The 19,599-nt window shown below is 65.4% G+C and carries 25 protein-coding genes; 10 read left to right on the forward strand and 15 right to left on the reverse strand.

What is annotated here, in order from left to right; all coding sequences use genetic code 11:
- Positions 1-67: 67 nt before the first annotated feature.
- Together K3725_RS13030 and K3725_RS13035 are read right to left on the reverse strand one after the other, a co-directional pair.
- Positions 68-757 carry an HAD family hydrolase gene (locus K3725_RS13030; RefSeq protein ID WP_260015746.1) on the reverse strand — a complete coding sequence of 230 codons (690 nt, stop codon included), beginning with the start codon at positions 755-757 and terminating at the stop codon, positions 68-70.
- A 56-nt stretch (positions 758-813) separates the two neighbouring features.
- Positions 814-1,098: a DUF3572 domain-containing protein gene (locus tag K3725_RS13035; protein ID WP_260015747.1), complete on the reverse strand. Its 285-nt coding sequence runs from the start codon at positions 1,096-1,098 to the stop codon at positions 814-816.
- 115 nt (positions 1,099-1,213) lie between these two features.
- Here K3725_RS13035 and K3725_RS13040 point away from each other — a divergent pair, with 115 nt between their 5' ends.
- The gene (locus tag K3725_RS13040) at positions 1,214-2,608 is read left to right on the forward strand and encodes a diguanylate cyclase domain-containing protein (RefSeq protein ID WP_260015748.1); all 1,395 of its coding nucleotides are present in this window, start codon (positions 1,214-1,216) and stop codon (positions 2,606-2,608) included.
- Between the two features lie 99 nt (positions 2,609-2,707).
- Here the strand turns inward: K3725_RS13040 and K3725_RS13045 are convergent, their stop codons facing one another.
- The 4 genes from K3725_RS13045 to K3725_RS13060 all read right to left on the reverse strand — a co-directional run bounded on the left by K3725_RS13045 (position 2,708) and on the right by K3725_RS13060 (position 4,682).
- The gene (locus K3725_RS13045; RefSeq protein ID WP_260015749.1) at positions 2,708-3,199 is read right to left on the reverse strand and encodes a periplasmic heavy metal sensor; all 492 of its coding nucleotides are present in this window, start codon (positions 3,197-3,199) and stop codon (positions 2,708-2,710) included.
- Positions 3,196-3,570 (reverse strand): hypothetical protein, encoded by a 375-nt coding sequence (locus tag K3725_RS13050; RefSeq protein ID WP_260015750.1) that lies wholly within the window; start codon positions 3,568-3,570, stop codon positions 3,196-3,198. The genes K3725_RS13045 and K3725_RS13050 overlap by 4 nt, the downstream gene beginning before the upstream one ends.
- Positions 3,563-4,144, reverse strand: coding sequence for an RNA polymerase sigma factor (locus tag K3725_RS13055; RefSeq protein WP_260015751.1), 582 nt, complete (start codon positions 4,142-4,144; stop codon positions 3,563-3,565). The genes K3725_RS13050 and K3725_RS13055 overlap by 8 nt, the downstream gene beginning before the upstream one ends.
- A gap of 67 nt (positions 4,145-4,211) precedes the next feature.
- On the reverse strand, positions 4,212-4,682 hold the full coding sequence (locus tag K3725_RS13060) for an EF-hand domain-containing protein (RefSeq protein WP_260015752.1): 471 nt from the start codon (positions 4,680-4,682) through the stop codon (positions 4,212-4,214).
- A gap of 200 nt (positions 4,683-4,882) precedes the next feature.
- On the opposite strand from K3725_RS13060, the gene K3725_RS13065 reads away from it, so the two are divergent.
- On the forward strand, positions 4,883-5,305 hold the full coding sequence (locus K3725_RS13065; protein ID WP_260015753.1) for a DUF983 domain-containing protein: 423 nt from the start codon (positions 4,883-4,885) through the stop codon (positions 5,303-5,305).
- A 4-nt stretch (positions 5,306-5,309) separates the two neighbouring features.
- Positions 5,310-6,041, forward strand: a complete 732-nt coding sequence (locus tag K3725_RS13070; protein WP_260015754.1) for an NUDIX hydrolase — start codon at positions 5,310-5,312, stop codon at positions 6,039-6,041.
- Positions 6,042-6,134: 93 nt separating this feature from the next.
- Here K3725_RS13070 and K3725_RS13075 read toward each other — a convergent pair whose 3' ends face one another.
- The 3 genes from K3725_RS13075 to K3725_RS13085 are packed head-to-tail and all read right to left on the reverse strand — an operon-like array spanning position 6,135 to position 8,169.
- A complete protein-coding gene (locus tag K3725_RS13075; protein ID WP_260015755.1) occupies positions 6,135-7,037 on the reverse strand; it encodes an EamA family transporter in 903 nt (300 codons plus the stop codon).
- 18 nt (positions 7,038-7,055) lie between these two features.
- Positions 7,056-7,970 carry a fatty acid desaturase gene (locus K3725_RS13080; protein ID WP_260015756.1) on the reverse strand — a complete coding sequence of 305 codons (915 nt, stop codon included), beginning with the start codon at positions 7,968-7,970 and terminating at the stop codon, positions 7,056-7,058.
- A complete protein-coding gene (locus K3725_RS13085) occupies positions 7,963-8,169 on the reverse strand; it encodes a DUF2061 domain-containing protein (protein ID WP_260015757.1) in 207 nt (68 codons plus the stop codon). Before K3725_RS13085 ends, K3725_RS13080 begins: the two co-directional genes overlap by 8 nt.
- A 114-nt stretch (positions 8,170-8,283) precedes the next feature.
- Here K3725_RS13085 and K3725_RS13090 point away from each other — a divergent pair, with 114 nt between their 5' ends.
- Positions 8,284-9,144 carry a helix-turn-helix domain-containing protein gene (locus tag K3725_RS13090; protein ID WP_260015758.1) on the forward strand — a complete coding sequence of 287 codons (861 nt, stop codon included), beginning with the start codon at positions 8,284-8,286 and terminating at the stop codon, positions 9,142-9,144.
- Positions 9,145-9,252: 108 nt separating this feature from the next.
- Here K3725_RS13090 and K3725_RS13095 read toward each other — a convergent pair whose 3' ends face one another.
- The 4 genes from K3725_RS13095 to K3725_RS13110 all read right to left on the reverse strand — a co-directional run bounded on the left by K3725_RS13095 (position 9,253) and on the right by K3725_RS13110 (position 12,862).
- Entirely contained in the window at positions 9,253-10,011 is a 759-nt protein-coding gene (locus K3725_RS13095; protein WP_260015759.1) for an SDR family oxidoreductase, read from the reverse strand.
- 11 nt (positions 10,012-10,022) lie between these two features.
- The gene (locus tag K3725_RS13100; RefSeq protein WP_260015760.1) at positions 10,023-11,495 is read right to left on the reverse strand and encodes a carnitine 3-dehydrogenase; all 1,473 of its coding nucleotides are present in this window, start codon (positions 11,493-11,495) and stop codon (positions 10,023-10,025) included.
- Entirely contained in the window at positions 11,492-11,827 is a 336-nt protein-coding gene (locus K3725_RS13105; RefSeq protein WP_260015761.1) for a hypothetical protein, read from the reverse strand. Before K3725_RS13105 ends, K3725_RS13100 begins: the two co-directional genes overlap by 4 nt.
- A gap of 117 nt (positions 11,828-11,944) precedes the next feature.
- Entirely contained in the window at positions 11,945-12,862 is a 918-nt protein-coding gene (locus K3725_RS13110) for a 3-keto-5-aminohexanoate cleavage protein (RefSeq protein ID WP_260015762.1), read from the reverse strand.
- Positions 12,863-12,995: 133 nt separating this feature from the next.
- Here K3725_RS13110 and K3725_RS13115 point away from each other — a divergent pair, with 133 nt between their 5' ends.
- Complete coding sequence (locus tag K3725_RS13115) at positions 12,996-13,979, forward strand: GlxA family transcriptional regulator (protein ID WP_260015763.1); 984 nt, start codon at positions 12,996-12,998, stop codon at positions 13,977-13,979.
- 218 nt (positions 13,980-14,197) lie between these two features.
- Here the strand turns inward: K3725_RS13115 and K3725_RS13120 are convergent, their stop codons facing one another.
- Entirely contained in the window at positions 14,198-15,241 is a 1,044-nt protein-coding gene (locus K3725_RS13120) for an aldo/keto reductase (protein WP_260015764.1), read from the reverse strand.
- A 122-nt stretch (positions 15,242-15,363) separates the two neighbouring features.
- Between K3725_RS13120 and K3725_RS13125 the strand changes: the two genes are divergently transcribed.
- The 4 genes from K3725_RS13125 (at position 15,364) to K3725_RS13140 (ending at position 18,804) form a co-directional block, all read left to right on the forward strand.
- A complete protein-coding gene (locus K3725_RS13125) occupies positions 15,364-15,765 on the forward strand; it encodes a rhodanese-like domain-containing protein (protein ID WP_260015765.1) in 402 nt (133 codons plus the stop codon).
- Between the two features lie 146 nt (positions 15,766-15,911).
- On the forward strand, positions 15,912-16,670 hold the full coding sequence (locus K3725_RS13130; protein ID WP_260015766.1) for an ImuA family protein: 759 nt from the start codon (positions 15,912-15,914) through the stop codon (positions 16,668-16,670).
- 205 nt (positions 16,671-16,875) lie between these two features.
- Complete coding sequence (locus K3725_RS13135) at positions 16,876-17,466, forward strand: YceI family protein (RefSeq protein ID WP_260015767.1); 591 nt, start codon at positions 16,876-16,878, stop codon at positions 17,464-17,466.
- A gap of 114 nt (positions 17,467-17,580) precedes the next feature.
- The gene (locus K3725_RS13140; protein ID WP_260015768.1) at positions 17,581-18,804 is read left to right on the forward strand and encodes an MFS transporter; all 1,224 of its coding nucleotides are present in this window, start codon (positions 17,581-17,583) and stop codon (positions 18,802-18,804) included.
- A 23-nt stretch (positions 18,805-18,827) separates the two neighbouring features.
- Here the strand turns inward: K3725_RS13140 and K3725_RS13145 are convergent, their stop codons facing one another.
- Entirely contained in the window at positions 18,828-19,268 is a 441-nt protein-coding gene (locus tag K3725_RS13145) for a MarR family winged helix-turn-helix transcriptional regulator (protein WP_260015769.1), read from the reverse strand.
- 104 nt (positions 19,269-19,372) lie between these two features.
- On the opposite strand from K3725_RS13145, the gene K3725_RS13150 reads away from it, so the two are divergent.
- A complete protein-coding gene (locus K3725_RS13150) occupies positions 19,373-19,594 on the forward strand; it encodes a hexameric tyrosine-coordinated heme protein (RefSeq protein WP_260015770.1) in 222 nt (73 codons plus the stop codon).
- The last annotated feature ends 5 nt before the right edge of the window (positions 19,595-19,599 follow it).

The following is a 19,599-nucleotide window of genomic DNA, read 5'->3' on the forward strand; positions in this document are numbered from 1 at the left end:
GCAGTGCGCCGGCGGACTGCTCACGCCCCTGTGGAATTGCGGGAATCAGCAGCGGGATACCAGGGCCTCAGCTGTCCAGCCAGCCGGGGATATAGCCGATGTCGGGCAGCACGATATCGGCGTGCGGCAGCAGCTCCTCGCGCAGGGCCATGCCGGTCAGCACAGCTATCCGCTGCATCCCGGCCGCAGCGCCCGCTTCCATGTCATGGCGGCTGTCGCCAACCATGGCGGTCCGGTCCGGAGACACGCCCGCGGCCTTGCAGAACGCCAGCAGCGGGTCCGGGTCCGGCTTGGCGCCGTGGCCGCTGTCGCACCCCGCAACAAAGGCAAAACGGTCCAGCACACCGGCCCGCTGCAGCTGGCTCCTGGCGGAAACCTCGGCATCATTGGTCATCACCCCCAGCACCTTGCCGCGCGCCAGCAGCCCGTCAAGGAACGCCGCCAGCGGCACCGCCGGTGCCAGATCTGCAGCTGATGCGCTCTGGGCAAGATACTCTGTAAGCTCGGCAAGGCTCATGTGCGCGACATAAGGTGCAAGCGCTTCAGCCACCTCGTCGTTGGAGCTGGCAATCACCAGGCTGTCCGGGTTGAACGCCGCACGCTCCAGATCATAGCTGATCGCCTTGGCCATTGCTTTCTTACTGGAAAAGTTCCCTTGCGACAGGGTTTCAAGCAAATCTGCCGCCCAGCTGTCCCAGGTGGCGGCGAAGTCGAACAGGGTTCCGTCCTTGTCGAACAGGAAAGCGTCTACCGGCATGGCGGGTCCTCATCCGCTGAAATTTGAGCCGACCCTAGGGCCGCTCCACGCCATTCTCAAGTCCAGTTCACCTGTTCACCGCCCGGAAGCGACATACGTGCCTGCATCGGCATCTCATAGGCCAGCCCCTCGGCATCGCAGAACTGCATCACCCAAGTGTCGTCCATCGTCAGAAAATCAAGCACCGAGCCAAGGAATGCCGGTTCCGCCGCCTGCGCCCGCAGATCCGCTTCGCTGGCGCCTGTGGCACCCAGAAAAACCGGTAACAGCTCGTCATTTGCAGCCAGCCAGGCCAAAGCCTTCAGCGCCAGTGTCTCTGCTCCATCAGCGGAAATCCGCATGTTCTCCACACTCCTGCCGCATTGCAGCCAATTTAGTAAAAATCTGAAAGGTTTTTTTAACCAGTCTCAGCAAAATTGGAAATCATAGGATTTGCAAGGGGCGAAAGGATACCGCGTGCAAGGCACTATCCTGGTCATCGACGGCGTCTCCACCAACCGCATCATGCTGAAGGTGCAGCTGGCGGCTGCCTACTACGATGCCGTGCAGGCCGGTTGCGTGGCAGAGGTGCTGCAGGCCGCCCGCACCTGCCGCCCTGACCTTGTGCTCACAGCGATGTCGCTGCCCGATGGCACCGCCGCAGATGTCAAACGCACGCTGGCGGCAGATGAAGCGCTGGCCGATCTGCCGGTGATTGCGGTTTCCGACTGGGAAGGCCAGCAGGCGCGGCTGCAGGCGCTGGCCGCTGGCATTGACGATGTGCTGCAGAAGCCGGTGGACGACGTGATCCTGCAGGCCCGCATCCGCAGCCTGCTGCGCGCACGCAGCGCCAGCGAGGAGCTGAACCTGCAGCGCGACGCTTCGCAGGGCTTCATCCTGCCGCTGTGCGACCGCGCCGGCGCCGAGAGCCTGCGCAATGCCGCCGTGGCCCTGGTGGCCGAGGATCCGCGCACCGCCATGGCCTGGCGAGACCGTCTCTCGCCCGCCCTGCCCTATGCGCTTCGCACCCATGCCATCAGCGACATTCAGGGCCTGATGCAGGCGCCTGTGGCGGATGCCATCATCATTGAGCTGAACGAGGCATCGGCCGGCCCCGGCCTGCGCCTTCTGGCCGACCTGCGCGCCCGCGCGGCCACCCGCAAATCGGTGGTGATTGCTGTGCCCAACCCCGCCGATCCGCATATCGCGGCAGAGGCGCTGGACCGCGGCGCCCACGACGTTCTGCAGAGCGGGTTCGATGTTGAGGAGCTTGCCCTGCGCCTGAACACGCAGCTGCAGCACAAAGCCCGCAAAGACCGGCTCCGCGACAGTGTCCGCAATGGCCTGCGCGCTGCAAATCTGGACCCGATGACCGGCCTTTACAACCGTCGATATGCCAAACCCTTCCTGGACCGGGTGGCGCATTCAGCTTCTGAGACCGGCGAGAAATTCGCTGTCATGCTGGCCGATCTCGACCACTTCAAGCGGATCAATGATGTCTATGGCCACCCGGCGGGCGATGCCGTGCTGATCGAGGCCGCCCGCCGCATGCAGGCGGTGCTGGGGCCCGCAGACCTGCTGGCCCGCGTCGGCGGCGAGGAATTCATGGCAGTGCTGCCCGGCGCCACCGAGGCAAAGGCCGGCCTGGCGGCCATTGCCCTGTGCAATGCGATCAACAGCACCCCGTTCCAGCTACCGGGCGCCGCCGGTCCGGTCAGGGTCACGATCAGTGTCGGCGCGGTGATGGGCGGCGCAGGCCATGGCGGCAGCACTGCGGCACTGGTCGAAAAGGCGGACCAGGCGCTTTATGACGCCAAGAACGCGGGCCGCAACCAGGTGACCCTGACGCCGGAGCGCACAGAGGCCGCCTGAGCCGCCCCATCCGCTTGCGTTTCTGCGGAAAAGGCAGCCATCAGGGCTGCCTTTTTATTTACGTCAGGTTTACTTGGGGCAGGACCCGCAGCAGGCAGGTCAGTCCCGCCCTTCCCGCTTGCGGTGCCAGTACTTCCCCGCCTGCTGCATCCGTGTCTCCATACGGTCCGCAAACGCCGCCCGCTCTTCCGGTGCCATCCGCTCCAGCTTTCGCACCCAGGCCTCCTGCACGCTGCTGTGGAAGGCATGACGCGCCTCTGCCTGCCCCTGCAGCATTGCCAGCAATGCGCCAGCATCGAAGTCCTCGCTTCGCAGGGCCGCAATGACCGCCTCACCTTCTGCATGACGGCGCTTGAAATAGCTGCCGTGATCGCCGCCCGCCCGCTGCCGCAGCGCCTTGCGGGTATCCCGGTCCAGCTCGCGGAAAATCATCGCCCCCACAGACGGAGGCCGCTGCCAGTGCCTTTCCTTGCCGCTGAACCGCCAGGCCGCTCCGGCCGCGATACCGATCACCGCGAGGTTCAGCGCCAGCGATCCCGCCAGCAGCAGCTTCAGCCACAGCTTCATCTTGGGTTTTGCCTCCGCAGTCATTGCAAATCCTCGCTCAGCATCAGCGCCATGTCATAACTGCCGTCCGCAAAGGCGGTGCTGCTGTCCTCAAATCCGGCCAGCGCCGCCGGATCCGGCATGAACGAGGGTGGCGCCAAGCCGATCCACAGGCCCGCTGCACTGGCCGCAGCCAGCCCGCCCAGCGCCGGCCAGCCGCCCAGCGCCTCTGCCAATTGGCGCCACAGCGGCTGCCGCGCCGCCCGGGCAGGTTCCGCGGGCTGGCCGCCCGGCTGCACACGCGCCGCATCCGCCAGAATGGCGGCGCTCAGATGATCCGGCAGCGCGGGCGGCTCATTTTGCGCCTCAGCAAACAGGCCGTCCAGCTCCTGCAGTGATTTGTCCGTCTCAGCCATCGCTATACCCCAACTCTTCGCGCCGCCCGGCCAAGGCCGCAGCCAGCGCCCGTTTGCCCCGGGCGGTGAGACTTTCCACCGCCTCGGTGCTGATGTCCATGATCCCGGCAATCTCCGGGTTGGAAAGCTCTTCCAGGTGCCGCAGCACCACCGCCTGACGCTGCCGCTCCGGCAATTGCATCAAGGCTGCCTGCAGCGCATCCCGCCGGGCGCCGTCCTGCAGCTGCTCCGCGGCCGAGCGGCCCGGATCCGGCGGCTCCGGCATCGCGTCAAGATCCACATACCCGCCACGGGTGCGCCGCTTGCGGTCGATGCACAGGTTCATCGCCACCCGGTAAAGCCAGGTCGAGACCTGCGCCTCGCCCGGCCGCCACTCCGGTGCCATCTTCCACAGGCGCAGCATCGCCTCCTGGGTCACGTCCTCGGCCTCGGCGCGGATCCCCATCACCCGCATCGCCACACCAAAGACCCGCGGCCCCAGCCGCGCGGTCAGCTCTGCCGCCGCCCGGCTGTCGCCATTGGCATACAGCACCAGAAGCGCATCATCGGAGGCCTCCCCCGCCGCTGCGTTCATGGCTGCCGCCCCCCCATCAGGTGGCCGGCGCCGCGGTATGTCCGCCTGTTGCAGCACGCCTCAGCGATCAGTTCTGCTCCGTTTCATCCCCGTGGCCATGCCACCGCTTGCCGCCGTGACGCGCCCGGGCCTCTTCAAACTCTTCCTTGGAGATGCCGCCGCTGCCGTCGGCGTCCATCCGGTCGAACATCCTGCCCGCCCGGCGCGGCTGCGGCATCTCGTCCTTACTCAACGCGCCATCGCCATCCTTGTCAAAGCGTTCTAGCATGTGCGCTGCGTGCTCACTTGCCCGTGCCTGCGCATGTGCCTGCATTTCTTCCAGCGTCAGCTTGCCGTCGCCATCGGCATCCGCCTTGGCGAAACGGGCGTCCTTCATGGCCTCGATCTCGGCCTTGCTAACCTCACCGTTGCCATCCGCGTCTATCTCCTCAAAGGACATTCCGGCCCCGTGATGGCCAAAACCCTTGGCCAGAGCCGCGCTGCCAGCGGTCATACCTGCAGCGGCCACGATCAGGGCGATGAATTTGACGTGTTTCATGTCGTCTTTCCTTTGTCCTGCGGCAGCCTCTTGCTGCCCGATGCACAGAAAAAACGCCCCACCCCCGCGCTTCCGTCGCAGAAATGCGAAAAAAGTTTCTGCCGCCGTCCCGTTGCGGCAAACCGGCGCATAAACCGGGCTTTCCCCTTTCGCCCCCGCCTGAAGCGCGCAAAGATGTGCCCAGCACACAGGATATTTCCATGACCGAGTCCCCCGCCGCGACGGCACCCGGCACAGAGCCCGACCGCCCGACCATGCCCGCCCTGGCCAAGGGCTGGCGCTGCCGCTGCCCCGAATGCGGCAAGGGAAAACTCCTGCATTCCTATCTCAAGGTGAACACGCGCTGCAGCACCTGCGGCCTCGACCTCACCCATGCGCGCGCCGATGACGGCCCCGCCTACCTCACCATCCTGATCGTCGGCCACATCATGGCGCCCATGATGCATGTGGTCTATTTCTCCTGGCGGCCGGAGCCGCTGGTGATGTTCACGGTATTCTCGATTGGCTGCCTGGCGTCTTCCCTCTATCTTCTGCCGCGGATGAAGGGGATCGTCATCGCCTACCAATGGGCGCGGCGGATGCACGGCTTTGGCAAGGACACCCCGGCAGGACAAGGGCAGTAACACGATGAGCGTAACGTTTCTGAGCGGCGAAACCACCACTGACAAGACCGCGATCCGCAACGCGGCAACCGTGATTGCCATGCGCGGCCGGATGTCCGATGACCCGCAGGTGCTAATGGGCCAGCGCGGCGCCAAGGCCGCTTTCATGCCAAACAAGTTCGTCTTTCCCGGCGGCGCGGTGGACGTGGCGGATGCGGATGTCCCGCTCGCTTCGCCGATTTCCCCGGTTTGCCAGGACCGCCTTGCCGACAAGGCGCCGGATGGCTTGCACCACGCCCTGAGCGTCGCTGCCGTGCGTGAGTTGTGGGAGGAAACCGGCCTGATCCTGGGCGAGCCAGGCAACTGGAGCGGTGACATACCGGAAGACTGGCAAAGCTTTGCCGCCACCGGCCATGTCCCCTCAGCGCGCGCCATACAGTTCGTGTTCCGCGCTCTGACCCCGCCGGGCCGCCCGCGCCGCTTCGATGCGCGTTTCTTTCTGGTCGATGCGGACCAGATCACCGGCGACCTTGATGACTTTTCCCGCGCCGCGGATGAGCTGTCGCACCTGCAATGGATCCCGCTCAGCCAGGTTCGCAGCTTCGACCTGCCCTTCATCACTGAGGTGGTGCTGGCCGAAGTCACCGCCCGCGTCCGCGACGCTGAGCCGCCGCAGAGCGTGCCCTATTTCCACAACAACGACGAGGCCAGCCTGTTCCTGCGCCTCAAGGGCTACCCGATGCCCGCCGACGGGTAACGTTTCCCGGCGCGGGAAACGTTCCGGAAAACACGTGTTTTCCGAGCCGGAATTCTCGCAGAATTCCGGCTGCCCTGCCGCGGGCCCGGCGCCTCAAAGGGCCAGCACCAGCACCAGGATCGACACCACCAGCAGCCCCATGCCCGTTAGTTCGCGGCCCGTGACCTTTTCCTTGAAGAACAGCACGGATGCCAGCAGCGACAGCAGCAGCTCCACCTGCCCCACCGCCTTTACATAGGCGGCGTTTTGCAGCGTAAAGGCCCAGAACCAGCAGAAAGAGCCCCCCATGCTCGTGAGCCCGACCCAGACCGCCACCTTGCGCGCGGCCCAGACCCGGGCAATTTCGCCCTTCTCGCGCAGGCCCAGCCAAAAAGCCATGAACAGCGTCTGCAGACAGACCACTGCGGCCAGCGTCACGCCCGCGCGGAACATCGGCTCCAGCTCCACCAGCTGCAGCGAGGCACCGCGATAGCTGACCGCGGAAAAGGCAAACAGCACCCCCGACCCCAGCCCCAGCTGCGAGGCACGGTTGGTCAGATGCCGCCACCAGGGGCCTGCTGCATCCGGGGTCTTGGACAGCACCAGAACGGCGGCCAGCCCGATCAGGATCGCCGCCCAGCCGCCAAGGCTGACAGGATCGCCCAGCACCGCCAGCCCGACGATGGCGGTCTGAATGACTTCGGTCTTCTTGAAGGTGATGCCGACCGCAAAGTTGCGCTGCTTGAACAGGGCCACCACGCAGACGGTGGCAAGGATCTGCGCGGTGCCGCCGATTGCGGCAAACATCCAGAATTTCGCGCCCAGTTCCGGCAGGCTCCGTCCCGACACCGCCAGATAGGCGACAAGCCCGGCCAGGATGAAGGGCGCAGAATAGACAAACCGGGCGAAAGTGGCTCCGCCCGGCGACAGGGTCACGCTGCTTAGGACCTTCTGCAGCATAAAGCGCACGGTCTGAAAGCTGGCAGCGGCTATGGAAACGGGGATCCAGGCAAACATGCCTGCGCTTATGCGCCTTTATTCCCCCTGCTGCCAGAGCGGATGCGGCACCGGATCCTTGGCCCGCAGCAGGTAGTTGCGGAAAATCTGCAGGTAGTTGCGGTAGACGTAGCCGTCATTGGCCGCCAGGAACTCCGCCCGGCGCGCCTGGTAGAGCTGCGGCAGCGCATGCCAGGGCACGCCCGGATGCATGTGGTGCACGATATGCAGGTTGTTGTTCAGGAACAGCAAGGCCAGCGGCCCCTTGTCCTCAATCACCACGGTTCGACCGCGGGCGGTTTCATGCGCGCGGTGCTCCAGGAAAGTACGGATCTTCAGCAGGCCGAGACCGATATAGGCTCCGGCAACGGCAGTCCACAAGGGCGCAGGCGACTGCAGCACCACCCAGATCACCGCCGCCAAGCCGACTCCGTGCAGCGCCCAGTCGCGGGCAATCCCCGGCTGCCCATTACGCATCAGACGCCAATCGCCCGCCATGAAGCAGAGCTGCCCGATCAGCGGCCCCAGCACCACCCGGCCCAAGAGCGTGTTGTTCACCCGCAAGAGCATCCTGCGCCAGCCCGGCAACCCCGCCCACACGCCCGGATCCTGGAAATTGCTTTCCGGATCGTCATAGGGGTCGGTCAGCGCCTCATCCTCGTGATGCGCCAGATGAGTGTCGCGGAACCGGCCATAGGGGATCGCCAGGCTGAGCGGAAAGAACATCAGCGCCTCATTCAGCCGGCGGCTGCGGAACGGATGCCCGTGCAGCGCCTCATGGGTCAGCGAGGAATGCAGCGCTGCCATCACCCCCAGCGCCAGCACCGTCAGCCCCAGGCTGACCTCAGGCAGCAGCCACAGCGCCGCCAGCCAGCCGCCGTGGCAGGCAAGGATCAGCCCCAGGGTGCCCCATTCCACGCCCCGCGGCATATATTCGCTGCAGCGCTCAGACATGGCTGCGCCCCCAGTTGATCTTGGCCCAGGCGCGCTCATAGAAAAGGTAGACCGTAAACCCGATGCCGGTATTGACCAGCGCCATCATCCCGCCCGCCTTGACCGACCCGGTGGCAATCAGCCCCACCAGCGTCATCGTGGCCAGCCCGAGGATGTTCCAGATCACGGCCTTAACTATGGAGCGCCTTCGCGTTTCCATCTTGCCTCCTGAAATTCTTTGGTAAGTGCTTGTTTCCAAACTACCGCAGCCGCGGGCTGTGCAGAATTCCGAATGCAGTTAACAAAATGCATCATCTGTGATATTTACGAACACATGATAGAAAATATCGACAAACGGGTGCGCGCAGAGCAGTTCCGGCAAAGGCTGAACCGGGCGCTGCGCGACAGCGGCCTCAGCCAAAGCGCACTCGCCCGCGCCGTCGGCGTCGACCGCTCCACCATTTCGCAGCTCTTGACGGATGAAGGCGCGCGGCTGCCGAACGCCCATGTGGTTGGCGCCTGCGCCGGCGCGCTGGGGGTTTCCGCCGACTGGCTCCTCAGCCTGTCTGACCGGCCCGAAAGCGCCGCCGAACTTCTGGCCTCCAGCCTCACCCTGACCGAGGCCCCCCGCGCGCTGGTGGATGAACGGATCTTCGACTGGCACCAGGAGGCCGAGGGCTACAAAATCCGCCACGTGCCCGCTGCGCTCCCCGACATGCTGAAAACCCGCGCTCTGCTGGAATGGGAATACGCCCCCCACCTGGGCCGCACCGCAGGCCAGGCCATCGGCGCCTCCGAGGACCGGCTCACCTGGATGCGCCAATCGCCCTCTGATTATGAAATCGCTATGCCGCTTTATGAACTCGACAGCTTTGCCCATGCGGTTGGCTATTACGAGGGCCTGCCGCTGGGGGTGCGGCTGGAACAGCTGGACCATTTCGAGCGCCTTTGCGAGCAGCTCTATCCCCGGCTGCGCATCTACCTGTTTGATGCCAAGCGGCTCTATTCCTCACCGATCACCATCTTCGGGCCGCTTCTGTGTGTCTTTTACGCCGGCACCCATTATCTGGCCTTCCGCGACAAGGAGCGGATCGCCACCTTCACCAGCCATTTCGACAATCTGGTGCGCGAGGCCGATATCACCGCCCGGCAATTGCCCGGCCGCCTCCGCGCGCTCAGGGCAGCGATTTCCTGAACGTGCCGGCAGGGCCGCCGGAATTCGGTGCGAATTCCGGCTCGGAAAACACGTGTTTTCCGGGACGTTTCCCGCGCCGGGAAACGTGACCCGCCCGTTCAGCCCGGCTCACACCTTCGGGTCCGGGTTCTCGGTATGGCCATCCACGGCGATCACCTGCCCCGACACCAGCCGCGCCGCATCCGAGCCGAGGAACACCGCCATATTGGCAATGTCGCTGGCCTCGACAAAACGGCCCATCGAGGTGCCGGACGCATAGCCCGCATAAACCTCATCCCGGGTCATCCCCTTAGCCGCCGCCTCGCGCTCCAGCACCCCTTCCATCCGCGGCCCTTCCACCGCGCCGGGACAGATCGCATTGGCGCGGATGCCAAAGGGGCCAAGCTCCATCGCCAGTGTCTTCATCAGGCCGATAACCGCCCATTTGGCCGAAGCATAAGGCGCCCGGTTCGGGTAGCCGTACTGCCCGGCGGTGGAGGATGTCACGATGACCGAGCCGGCCCTGGCCGCCTTCATCAAAGGTGCTGCGTATTTGGCGGCCAGAAAGCAGCCCTCCAGATTGACGCTCACGCATTTGCGCCAGTCCTCCAGCGCAATGTCTTCGATCAGCGCGGTCGGCCCGGCGATCCCTGCATTGGCACAGAGCACATCGAGCCCGCCCCAAGCTTCAGCGATCTCCACGAACAGCGCCCTGACGCCCGCCTCATCGGTGGCATCCACGGCCGTTGCCCGCCAGCCTTCCGGCACGTCCGCCAGCGCTATGGCGCTCACATCCGTGACCCAGACCTGATGGCCGGCGGCGGCAAAGCCCTCGGCCATCGCCCGGCCGATACCGGACCCGCCGGCGGTGATCAGAACCCGGCTCATCCCTTCAGAACTCACCGGGGAGCACCGATGGCACGGCCCAGTCCGTCCGGAACCGGCAGCGCGGAATGCGCCTCCGCCAGCTTCACCAGATTGGCCTCGATATGCGGCGCAGGCGGCGCCGAGCGGCGGGTCTTCAGGTCCACATGCAGCAGCATATGCTCGCCCGTCGCCAGCAGCCGCTCACCCGAATACATCTCATGCCACAGGTGCATCTTCTTGCCCGCGCCCATGATCACCCGGGTGCGCACCTGGATCGGATCACCCGCGTGCACCTCGTCGATGTGGCGGATATGGGTCTCGGCGGTGAAGTAGCTGCCGCCATTGGCGATATACTCCGCGTCGCAGCCGATGATCATCATTAGCCGGTCGGTGGATTGCGCGAAGGCATCCAGATAGCGGCTCTCGGTCATATGGCCGTTGTAATCGGTCCAATCCAGCGGCACCACGCGGCTCTGGGTCAGAACCGGCTGGCTCAGGTCTTCCAAGTCCCCGATCACGCGCACCAGACCGGCCTCGCCTTCGCGGTTCAGGTCATGACTGTTCTGCAGCGCGCCCGCACCCCAGTTGTTTGCGCCCAGCGCCCGCATCATACCGACCAGGTTGTCGTCCCGGTGCCGCTCCAGCTCGCGGATCGAATACTGGCCGGACTGTTCGTCCGACTGGCCCGCGATCAGGTCCACCAGCTCATCGGTGAATTCCGGCACATCCATCAGCTTGGTCCAGGGCCAGCTGAGGCAGGGGCCGAACTGCGCCATGAAATGCTTCATGCCCGCTTCGCCGCCGGCCACCCGGTAGGTCTCGAACAGACCCATCTGCGCCCAGCGGATGCCAAAGCCGTAGCGGATCGCGTTGTCGATCTCCTCGGTGGTGGCAATGCCATCCTTCACCAGCCACAGCGCCTCGCGCCAGACCGCCTCCAGGAACCGGTCGGCCACATGGGCGTCGATCTCTTTCCTCAGATGCAGGGGATACATGCCGATGGCTGTAATGATCTCCTTGGCCCGGTCGACAACGCCCGCCGGGTTCGCCTCTGTCGTCACCAGCTCCGCCAGCGGCAGCAGGTAGACCGGGTTGAACGGATGCGCGACCACGATCTGGCCGGGATTCTCGCGCCCGTCCTGCAGCTGCGACGGCTTGAAGCCGGAAGTTGAGGAGCCGATCACTGCATCCGGCGCGCAATGGGCCTGCAGCTCTGCATAGACCTTCTGTTTCAGGTCCAGCCGCTCCGGCACGCTTTCTTGGATCCACTCGGCCCCCTCAACGGCCTGCGCGATGGTTTCATGGAAGGTCAGGCTGCCCTCCGCAGGCAATGCCACATTGCCAAGGCCGGGCAAGCTCCGGCGGGCATTCCCCAGCACTTCGCCGATCTTGCGTTCTGCTTCCGGGTCCGGGTCGAACACCCGCACGTTCCAGCCGTTAAGCAGGAACCGAGCGGCCCAGCCGCCACCAATAACCCCGCCGCCGATGATTGCTGCTGTTTTCATTTCAGAATACTCATCCAAGTCCAGGTCCATAGCGTGGCAACACCGACAAGAAATGCCACGCCTCCTACTTTTCCCGCTGTACTGAATCGCTTGCCGATCAAACCGATCACTGCGCCCGCCAACACCAATGCACCTGCGTTGAAGCCGCTTCCCACGAGAAACGCAATTTGCCCATTCTGTTGCCAGCCCTCATGAAGAAATGCCGGACCGGCCAACGCTGCAGCCATCATGGCTACCGCGGCGGCAAAGTACCTCCATCCGCCATCGCTTGCCTGAAGAAAGGCAGTAAGACCAACAATCCCTGCAAACGGAAGCGTCATTACCAAAACCATGCTGAAATCCCCTTTTTGGTTATCATTCGCATCATTGGGTTTTCGCTCCCAAGTTCAAGCAGGGCCAAATGGCCGGTGCACAGAGGGTGCACGCATGTCACCCCCCGTTGCGGTCACTTACTTCGCCGCCGGCGCGCGCTTGGTCAGGCCCAGCTTCTCGCGCACTTCCTGCGGCCCGATCACCCGCGCGCCCATGTTCGACACGATGGTGTTGGCGCGCTCAACCAGCTGCCAGTTTTCGGCCAGCACGCCCTTATCGAGCCACAGGTTGTCCTCAAGACCCACCCGCACGTTGCCGCCCGCCAGCACCGACTGCGCCGCATAAGCCATCTGGTTGCGCCCCAGCGAGAAGGCCGAGAAGGTCCAGTCATCCGGCACGTTGTTGACCATCGCCATGAAGGTGTTCAGATCATCCGGCGCGCCCCACGGCACCCCCATGCACAGCTGCACCAGCGCGTTCGGCTCCAGCACGCCTTCTTTTACCAATTGCTTGGCAAACCACAGGTGGCCGGTGTCAAACGCCTCGATCTCCGGCTTCACGCCCAGATCCGTCATCATCTTGCCCATCGCCCGCAGCATACCGGGGGTGTTGGTCATCACGTAATCGGCCTCGGCAAAGTTCATGGTGCCGCAATCGAGGGTGCAGATCTCCGGCAGGCATTCCGCCACATGGGCCACCCGCTCCGTCGCGCCCACCATATCGGTGCCCGCTTCTTTCAGCGGCAGCGGGTTTTCGGTGTCGCCAAACACCATGTCGCCCCCCATGCCCGCGGTCAGGTTCAGCACCACATCCACCTCGGCATCACGGATCCGGTCTGTCACCTCGCGGTAAAGATCCAGCCGGCGGCTCGGCACCCCGGTCTCAGGATCACGCACATGGCAGTGCACCACGGCGGCGCCCGCCTTGGCCGCGGCGATGGCGCTGTCGGCGATTTGCTTGGGCGAGCGCGGCACATGCGGGCTGCGGTCCTGGGTGCCGCCAGAGCCGGTCACGGCACAGGTGATGAAGACGTCCCGGTTCATTTCCAGAGGCATTTTTCTTTTCCCTTCGATGTACAGGGTTTTGCCACGGGTTATCCCCAGGCTCCTCCCCAGATTCCGATTTGCGTTGCAGACGACTCTGCCGCAGCCTTTTGCGGCACAGTTTACACCAGGCGAATCGAAGTTGATGAAATCCGCAAAAAACATCCTGCAGCCCGAGAACCGGCCGCTGAAAACAGCGGTACTGGTTCTGGATGAATGCAACACGCTGTCCTTTGCCGCCGCAGTGGACCCGATGCGCGCCGCCAACCGGCTGGCCGGGCGGGCGGCGTTCGACTGGGACTACGTCAGCGCCACATCTGAGCCGCCGATGCTAACCAGCGGCCTCACCGTGCCAAGCTTTCCGCTGGCCCGTCTGCAAGGCTGCGAGCTCTTGATCGTCATCGCGGGCTTCCAGCTGGCGCGCCATGCCACCCCCAGCCTGCTGGCCGGCCTGCGCCGCATCGCCGCCAGCGGCGCCACCATCGCCGGCATCGACGGCGGGCCGTGGCTGATGGCCGAGGCAGGTCTGCTGGATGGTCACCCCGCCACCACCCACTGGGAAGACCTCGAGAACTTCTCCGCCCGCTTCCCGGAGGTGGATGCCCGCAACGACCGATTCACCGTCTCGGATGCCCGCCTGACCTCCGGCGGCGCCACCCCCGCGATCGAGATGATGCTGCACATCATCAGCGCCCGCCACGGCGCTGGCTTTGCCTCCCGCGTCGCCGGGCTGTTCCTGTTCGACGGTCCGTCCGCGCTGCCGCGCCCGCAAAGCCGCTTGGGCAACCGCGGCCACAGTGCCCTGACCGCCAAGGCCAACGTACTGATGGAGGCCTCGCTGGACGAGCCGCTGCCGCTGGCACAGATCGCCGAGACCCTGGGCACCAGCCCGCGCAGCCTGCAGCAGCAGTTCCGGCTCAAGCTCAACACCACGCCGCAGGACCACTATCTGCAGCTGCGCCTGGCCGAGGCCCGCCGCCTGGTGACCGACACCGCGATGCCGCTGATGGATGTGGCGATGGCGACCGGCTTCACCTCGCAGTCGAGCTTTGCCCGCGCCTTCCGCACCGCCCACGGAACCTCCGCCCGCGACCTGCGCCAGGAACAGGCCCGCCCCACGGCGCACTGACGCAACACGGGTCAAGGGCCGCGCAGCGGCGGTGCGCAGCACCGTTCTCCCTTGACGCGCATCCCTTGAATAAACTGGCAAAGGCGCTTCAGGGGCAGGCCTGCCCCTGAACGCCTCTCAGCAAATTTTTCCCTGCGCTGCGCCAGCAGCGCCCGGCCCAACCGGCCCAGGGCATGACCATGCCCGCAGGCCGGGCGGGAGTGCCTCCGCCCATAGGATCAGTACGGCATCGGATGCGCCCGGTGGGCGGCGTTAATCTCGTCCAGCACCTGCTGGCTAAGTTCCAGCTCTACCGATTGCAGAAGATGCTCCAGCTGCGCCAGACGGGTGGCGCCAAAGATCGCCGAGGCCATGAAGGGCCGCGTCCGGCACCAGGCCAGCGCCATGTGCACCGGGTCCAGCCCGTGCCGCCCCGCAATCTCCAGATAGGCCGCGACGGCATCATAAACCCGCGGGCTGTGCCGTCCGCCCAGTTCCGGGTTGATCGACTTGCGGGAGCCTTCCGGCACCGCCCCGTTCTGGTATTTTCCGGTCAGCAATCCGGTGCCCAGCGGCGAAAACGCCATCAGGCCCACATCTTCATTGACGCTCAGCTCTGCCAGGTCTGTGTCATACATCCGGCAGACCAGCGAATACTCGTTCTGGATCGAGGCCACCCGCGGCCAGCCTTTTTCGTCAGCAATCCGCAGCCATTGCGCCGTGCCCCAGGCGCTTTCATTTGACAGGCCAAAGGCGCGGATGGTGCCGCGGTCCACCTCGCGCTGCAGTGCCTCCAGGCAGTCCTCCATATTGGCCAAGGTCTCCTCGCGGTTCTGGCCGGAGGGATCATAGCTCCAGTTCTGCCGGAACATATAGCTGCCCCGGTTCGGCCAGTGGAACTGGTAGAGGTCGATGTAATCCGTCTTCAGCCGCTTCAGCGAGGCCTCCACGGTGGGCGCAATGGTCTTGGAAGAAATCGGCGCCCCGCCGCGCACATGTTTCATCCCCTCGCCGGAGTGCTTGGTCGCCAGGACGTAATCGCCCCGCCGTCCGGTCTTTTCGTTCCAGGAGCCGATGATGCGTTCGCTGTTGCCCAGGGTCTCTGCACTGACCGGATTCACCGGGTACATCTCGGCGGTGTCGACAAAGTTCACACCGTTCGCCAGCGCCATATCAATCTGCGCATGCGCCTCGTCCTGCGGCGTCTGGGTGCCGAATGTCATCGTGCCCAGGCACAGTTCGGACACCTTCATGCCGGTGCGGCCCAACGGGTTCATTTTCATCTTGCGCGCTCCCCTGCTGCGGATCTGCCCGCGACCCTAACCGGCAGGACGGCAAGTGCAAGCGGCTTGCACCTGCGGCGCAAACCCGCCAGCCTGCTGGTAAACCGAGGAAAGGAGAGAAGATGCCGCAAACCATCACCAAGGGCGTCAAGGCGCTGCTCGCGGAGGCAAACAGCCTTGTCGAAACCATGAGCGTCGAGGACGCCAAGCAGAAAGTTCTGGACGAAAATTACGTTTTCATCGACCTGCGCGACATCCGCGAACTGCAGCGCAGCGGCATGATCCCCGGCGCGTTTTCCTGCCCGCGCGGCATGCTGGAATTCTGGATCGACCCGGACAGCCCCTACCACAAGCCGGTGTTCAACCAGGACAAGACTTATGTGTTCTACTGCGCCAGCGCCTGGCGCTCGGCCCTGAGCGCCAGGGCGGCGATGGAGATGGGGCTGAAACCGGTGGTCCATCTGGAGGGCGGCTTCACCGAATGGGCCAAGCAGGGCGGCCCGGTGGTGCCGCGCGAGGGCTGAGGCCCTCCGCGCGGCACGGGCTCAAGGCGCCGCACAGGCCTCTTGGGCCAGTTGGGAGCCTTTTGGGCCAGTTGGGAACCTTTTGGGCCAGTTGGGAACCTTTTGGGCCAGTTGAGAACAAAGAGAGAACATGATAATGTGGCAGCATGCCGACTCACCTGCTTTGCCGCCGCAGCCACAAGCCCCGCCCAACGCTGCCCCTGACAGAGGGGATCGCGCTGGACCTGGCCCGTGTGCATGAGGCCTGCGGCCCCGCCCGGCACAGTTTTGCGCTGTGGCTGGCAGCTGCAGCCCAGGGGCCTGTGCTGTGGCTGTCCCAGCCCCAGGCCGGCAGGCCGCTGAACCCGGCACAGGCCGCGAGGCCGCTGAATCCGGACGGGATCGCGGAATATGCCAGCCCCTCGCGGTTCCTGTTCGTGCAAACCGCCCGGGCAGAGGATCTGCTCTGGGCGATGGAGGAAGCCCTGCGCGGCGGCGGCGCGGCGCTGGTGGTGGCAGAGCTGGCAGAGCCCCCCGCCATGACCCCGGTGCGGCGGCTGCATCTGGCGGCAGAGGCTGGCGGCACCTTTGGTCCGGCGCCGGCCGGCCTGCTGCTGACCCCGGGCCAGGGCGGCGCCCAGGGCATCGAAAGCCGCTGGCACCTGGCCCCCGCCCACGGCCTGCCGCCCCCCTCCAGCAGCCTGCCCGGCTGCGGGGCGGCAAGCCGCGAGTGCTGGACCTTGCAGCGCCTGCGCGCCCGCACCCTGCCGCCCCGCAGCTGGCACATCACCCGGGCCCGCGCAGGCGGCCCGCTGCAGGCCGCTCCGCTGCCGCCCGGCGCGGCCTGCCAGCAGACCGCACGCCCTGCGGCTTCCCGGGTTCTCCCGCAACCGCAGTCACCGCTGGCTGCGCCAGCGCTGCCCTAGCGGCATTGGGCCCGGCACCGGGCTGCGCCCGGTGCCGGGCCCAACAGGCAGAGGCTTTGCCAAAAGCCGATACCTGGCGGGAGAACCTCCCCGTCCCGGCCTCACGGCAGCACGCGCAAAAGTGAGCAGTCCGCCCCGGCAGATCCGGCTACACTGCGCCTGAAGCACTCGCTCGCAAGGGAAACCGCCCGTGGACACCCCCGGAATGCAACGGCGCAAACTGCTCGCCTGCCTCAGCGCTGCGGTGCTGGCACCGCAAGGGCTGCGTGCAGCGCCCCTGGCATACCAGCTGATGCCAGAGGCCACCGATGTGCGCTTCACTTTCCTGCTCAGCGGCCAGCCGCAGCAGGGGCGCCTTCCGGTCACCAAGGCCCGCATCCGCATCGACCCGGCGAACCTGGCCCGCAGCCAGGCCGATATCACCCTGGACGCCCGCCGCGCCCGCACCGGGCTGATCTTTGCCACCGAAGCGCTGAAAAGCGCCGGTGTCCTTGACACTGCACGCCACCCGCAAATCCGCTTCCGCTCCACCCGGGTCCGGCTGGGGCCGGACGGGCGGATCTCGGATGGTGCCGCGATCGAGGGAGACCTGACCCTGCGCGGAACCACCCGCCCGCTCATCCTGCAGGCCGCGCTCTACCGCCGCCCCGGCAGCGCCCCGGACGACCTCAGCGAACTGGATGTGCAGCTGACAGGCCAGCTCAGCCGCGCCGCCTTCGGCGCCACCGGCTATGGGGAACTGGTTGCCGACCGCGTCCGCCTCGCCATCAAGGCCCGCATCCGGCGCGCAGGCTGAGCCCGGGCGCAGCACCGGAGCAGGTGCCGAAAAACACCGCCGCGCAGAAATACGACATGGCTTTGGCGGAAACCGGCTGGCAATGCCGCGCCAGCCTGTCATGGTCGCAGCGTTATGCGCCTGATCGTCTCCTTTGCCGCCCTGTTCCTTTCCGTCATCCTGCTGCAGCTGTCCACCGGAGGCGTCGGCCCGCTTGATGCCATCTCGGGCCTGACGCTCAACTTCACCAAGGAACAGATCGGCCTCCTCGGCTCGGCCCATTTCTTCGGCTTTTTCATTGGCTGCTGGTGGGCGCCGCGGCTGATGGGCAACGTCGGCCACTCCCGCGCCTTTGCAGTCTGCACCGCGCTGGGAGCGATGGGCCTCTTGGGCCACACGCTGACCGAGAACCCCTATGCCTGGGCGGCAATGCGGATCGCCTCCGGTCTCTGCGTGGCCGGCGCCTATACGGTGATCGAGGCCTGGCTCAATGCCAAGGTCACCAATGAAACCCGCGGCCGGGCCATGGGCACCTACCGGATTGCCGACATGAGCGCCTCGCTGGCGGCGCAGCTGATCATCGCGGTGCTGCCGCCTGCGGTTTACATCTCGTATAATCTGCTGGCCGTAGTGTGCTGTGCGGCCTTGCTGCCGCTCACGCTGACCAAGGCCAGCCAGCCGGAAACCCCCGACGCTCCCCGGCTGCGCCCCAAACTGGCGTGGCGCTGCTCACCGCTGGCGGTGGCCGGTGTGATCGTTTCGGCGCTCAGCTCCGCCTCCTTTCGGATGGTCGGCCCGGTCTATGGCCAGGAGGTTGGGCTGGAAATCGGCCAGATCGCTTTCTTCCTTGCCTCTTTCGTCCTGGGCGGCGCGCTGGCGCAGTATCCGATGGGCTGGCTCGCCGACAAATACGACCGCCGCTGGGTGCTGATCTGGCTCTCCGGCATCGCCATCCTCAGCTGCGGCATCACCATGGCTGCCAGCGGCACCGGCACCCTGGGCGTGATGCTGGCCGCCGGGTTCTTCGGCTTCACCACCTTCCCGATCTTCTCGGTCTCTGCCGCCCACGCCAACGACTTTGCCACCTCTGCCGAACGGGTTGAGCTGTCGGCGGCGCTGATGTTCTGGTACGCGCTTGGCGCCATCGCCTCGCCCTATGTCTCCTCGGCGCTGATCGACAGCTTCGGCCCGGCGGCGCTGTTTGCCTATGTCGCCTGCGGCCACTTGGCTCTGATCGTCTTCGGCCTTAACCGGATGCGTGCCCGCCCGGTGCCGGAGGAGCGCACCAGCTATGTCTATGCGCCGCGCACGTCGTTCACCATTGGCCGCCTGCTGAAGCGGTCGCGCGAGGGGCGGTAGCGTCCTTCCCCAAGGGCACGCTGCTACATGGGCTGAAGACCGTTCCGCAGCTTGAACAACAGGTCCTGCAAGGCTTCCAGTTCAGCCAGGGTCAATCCGGTCTGGCTGATCATGCACGCTGTCACCTCCGGGGCTTTTGCCGCCAGCGCCCTGCCCTGCGCCGTCAGCCGGACGTCCACAGCGCGCCCGTCCGCCGCGCTCTTGCAGCGGGTGACATGGCCCATGGCCTCCAGCCGTTGCACCAGAGGGGTCAGCGTACTGGTCTCCATACCCAGCTTTTGCGCCAGCGCATTCACCTGCTGGCCGTCCTCCTCCCACAGTAATGTCAGTGTGATATATTGCGGATAGGTGAGGCCCAGCTTTTTCAGATGCGGCGCGTAGGCCCGGTTCACCGCATGGGATGCCGTGTACAACCCATAGCAGAACAGGTCATTCGCCCGGGTGGGTATATCAGTAAATGTCATAACCAAGCCTCAGATTGCATCGTGCACGATTCATTTCTTGACTCCGCTCCCGGCCGCCGTCAATGTTCGAATATAGGTCGCGCACGATACAAAATGGAGGCAACATGTCCTGGCTACCCAACCTGCAAACCGAGACGCCGGAAGAAGGCTACCAGCTGGCAATCAAACTTTCGCGGATGGCGGTGAAGCTGACCCAGCCCGATGAAGACGCACGCAACAAGATGCGGCCGGGATATGCCAGCAACTACGACAGTCTGATTGCGGTCTCCCATGTGGTGGCGGTGAATTTTCAAACTGTCTCGCAGGCCAACAATTACTGGCGCTGACCGGA

The sequence above is a fragment of the Leisingera sp. S132 genome, from assembly GCF_025144465.1.
Lineage (GTDB): Bacteria > Pseudomonadota > Alphaproteobacteria > Rhodobacterales > Rhodobacteraceae > Leisingera.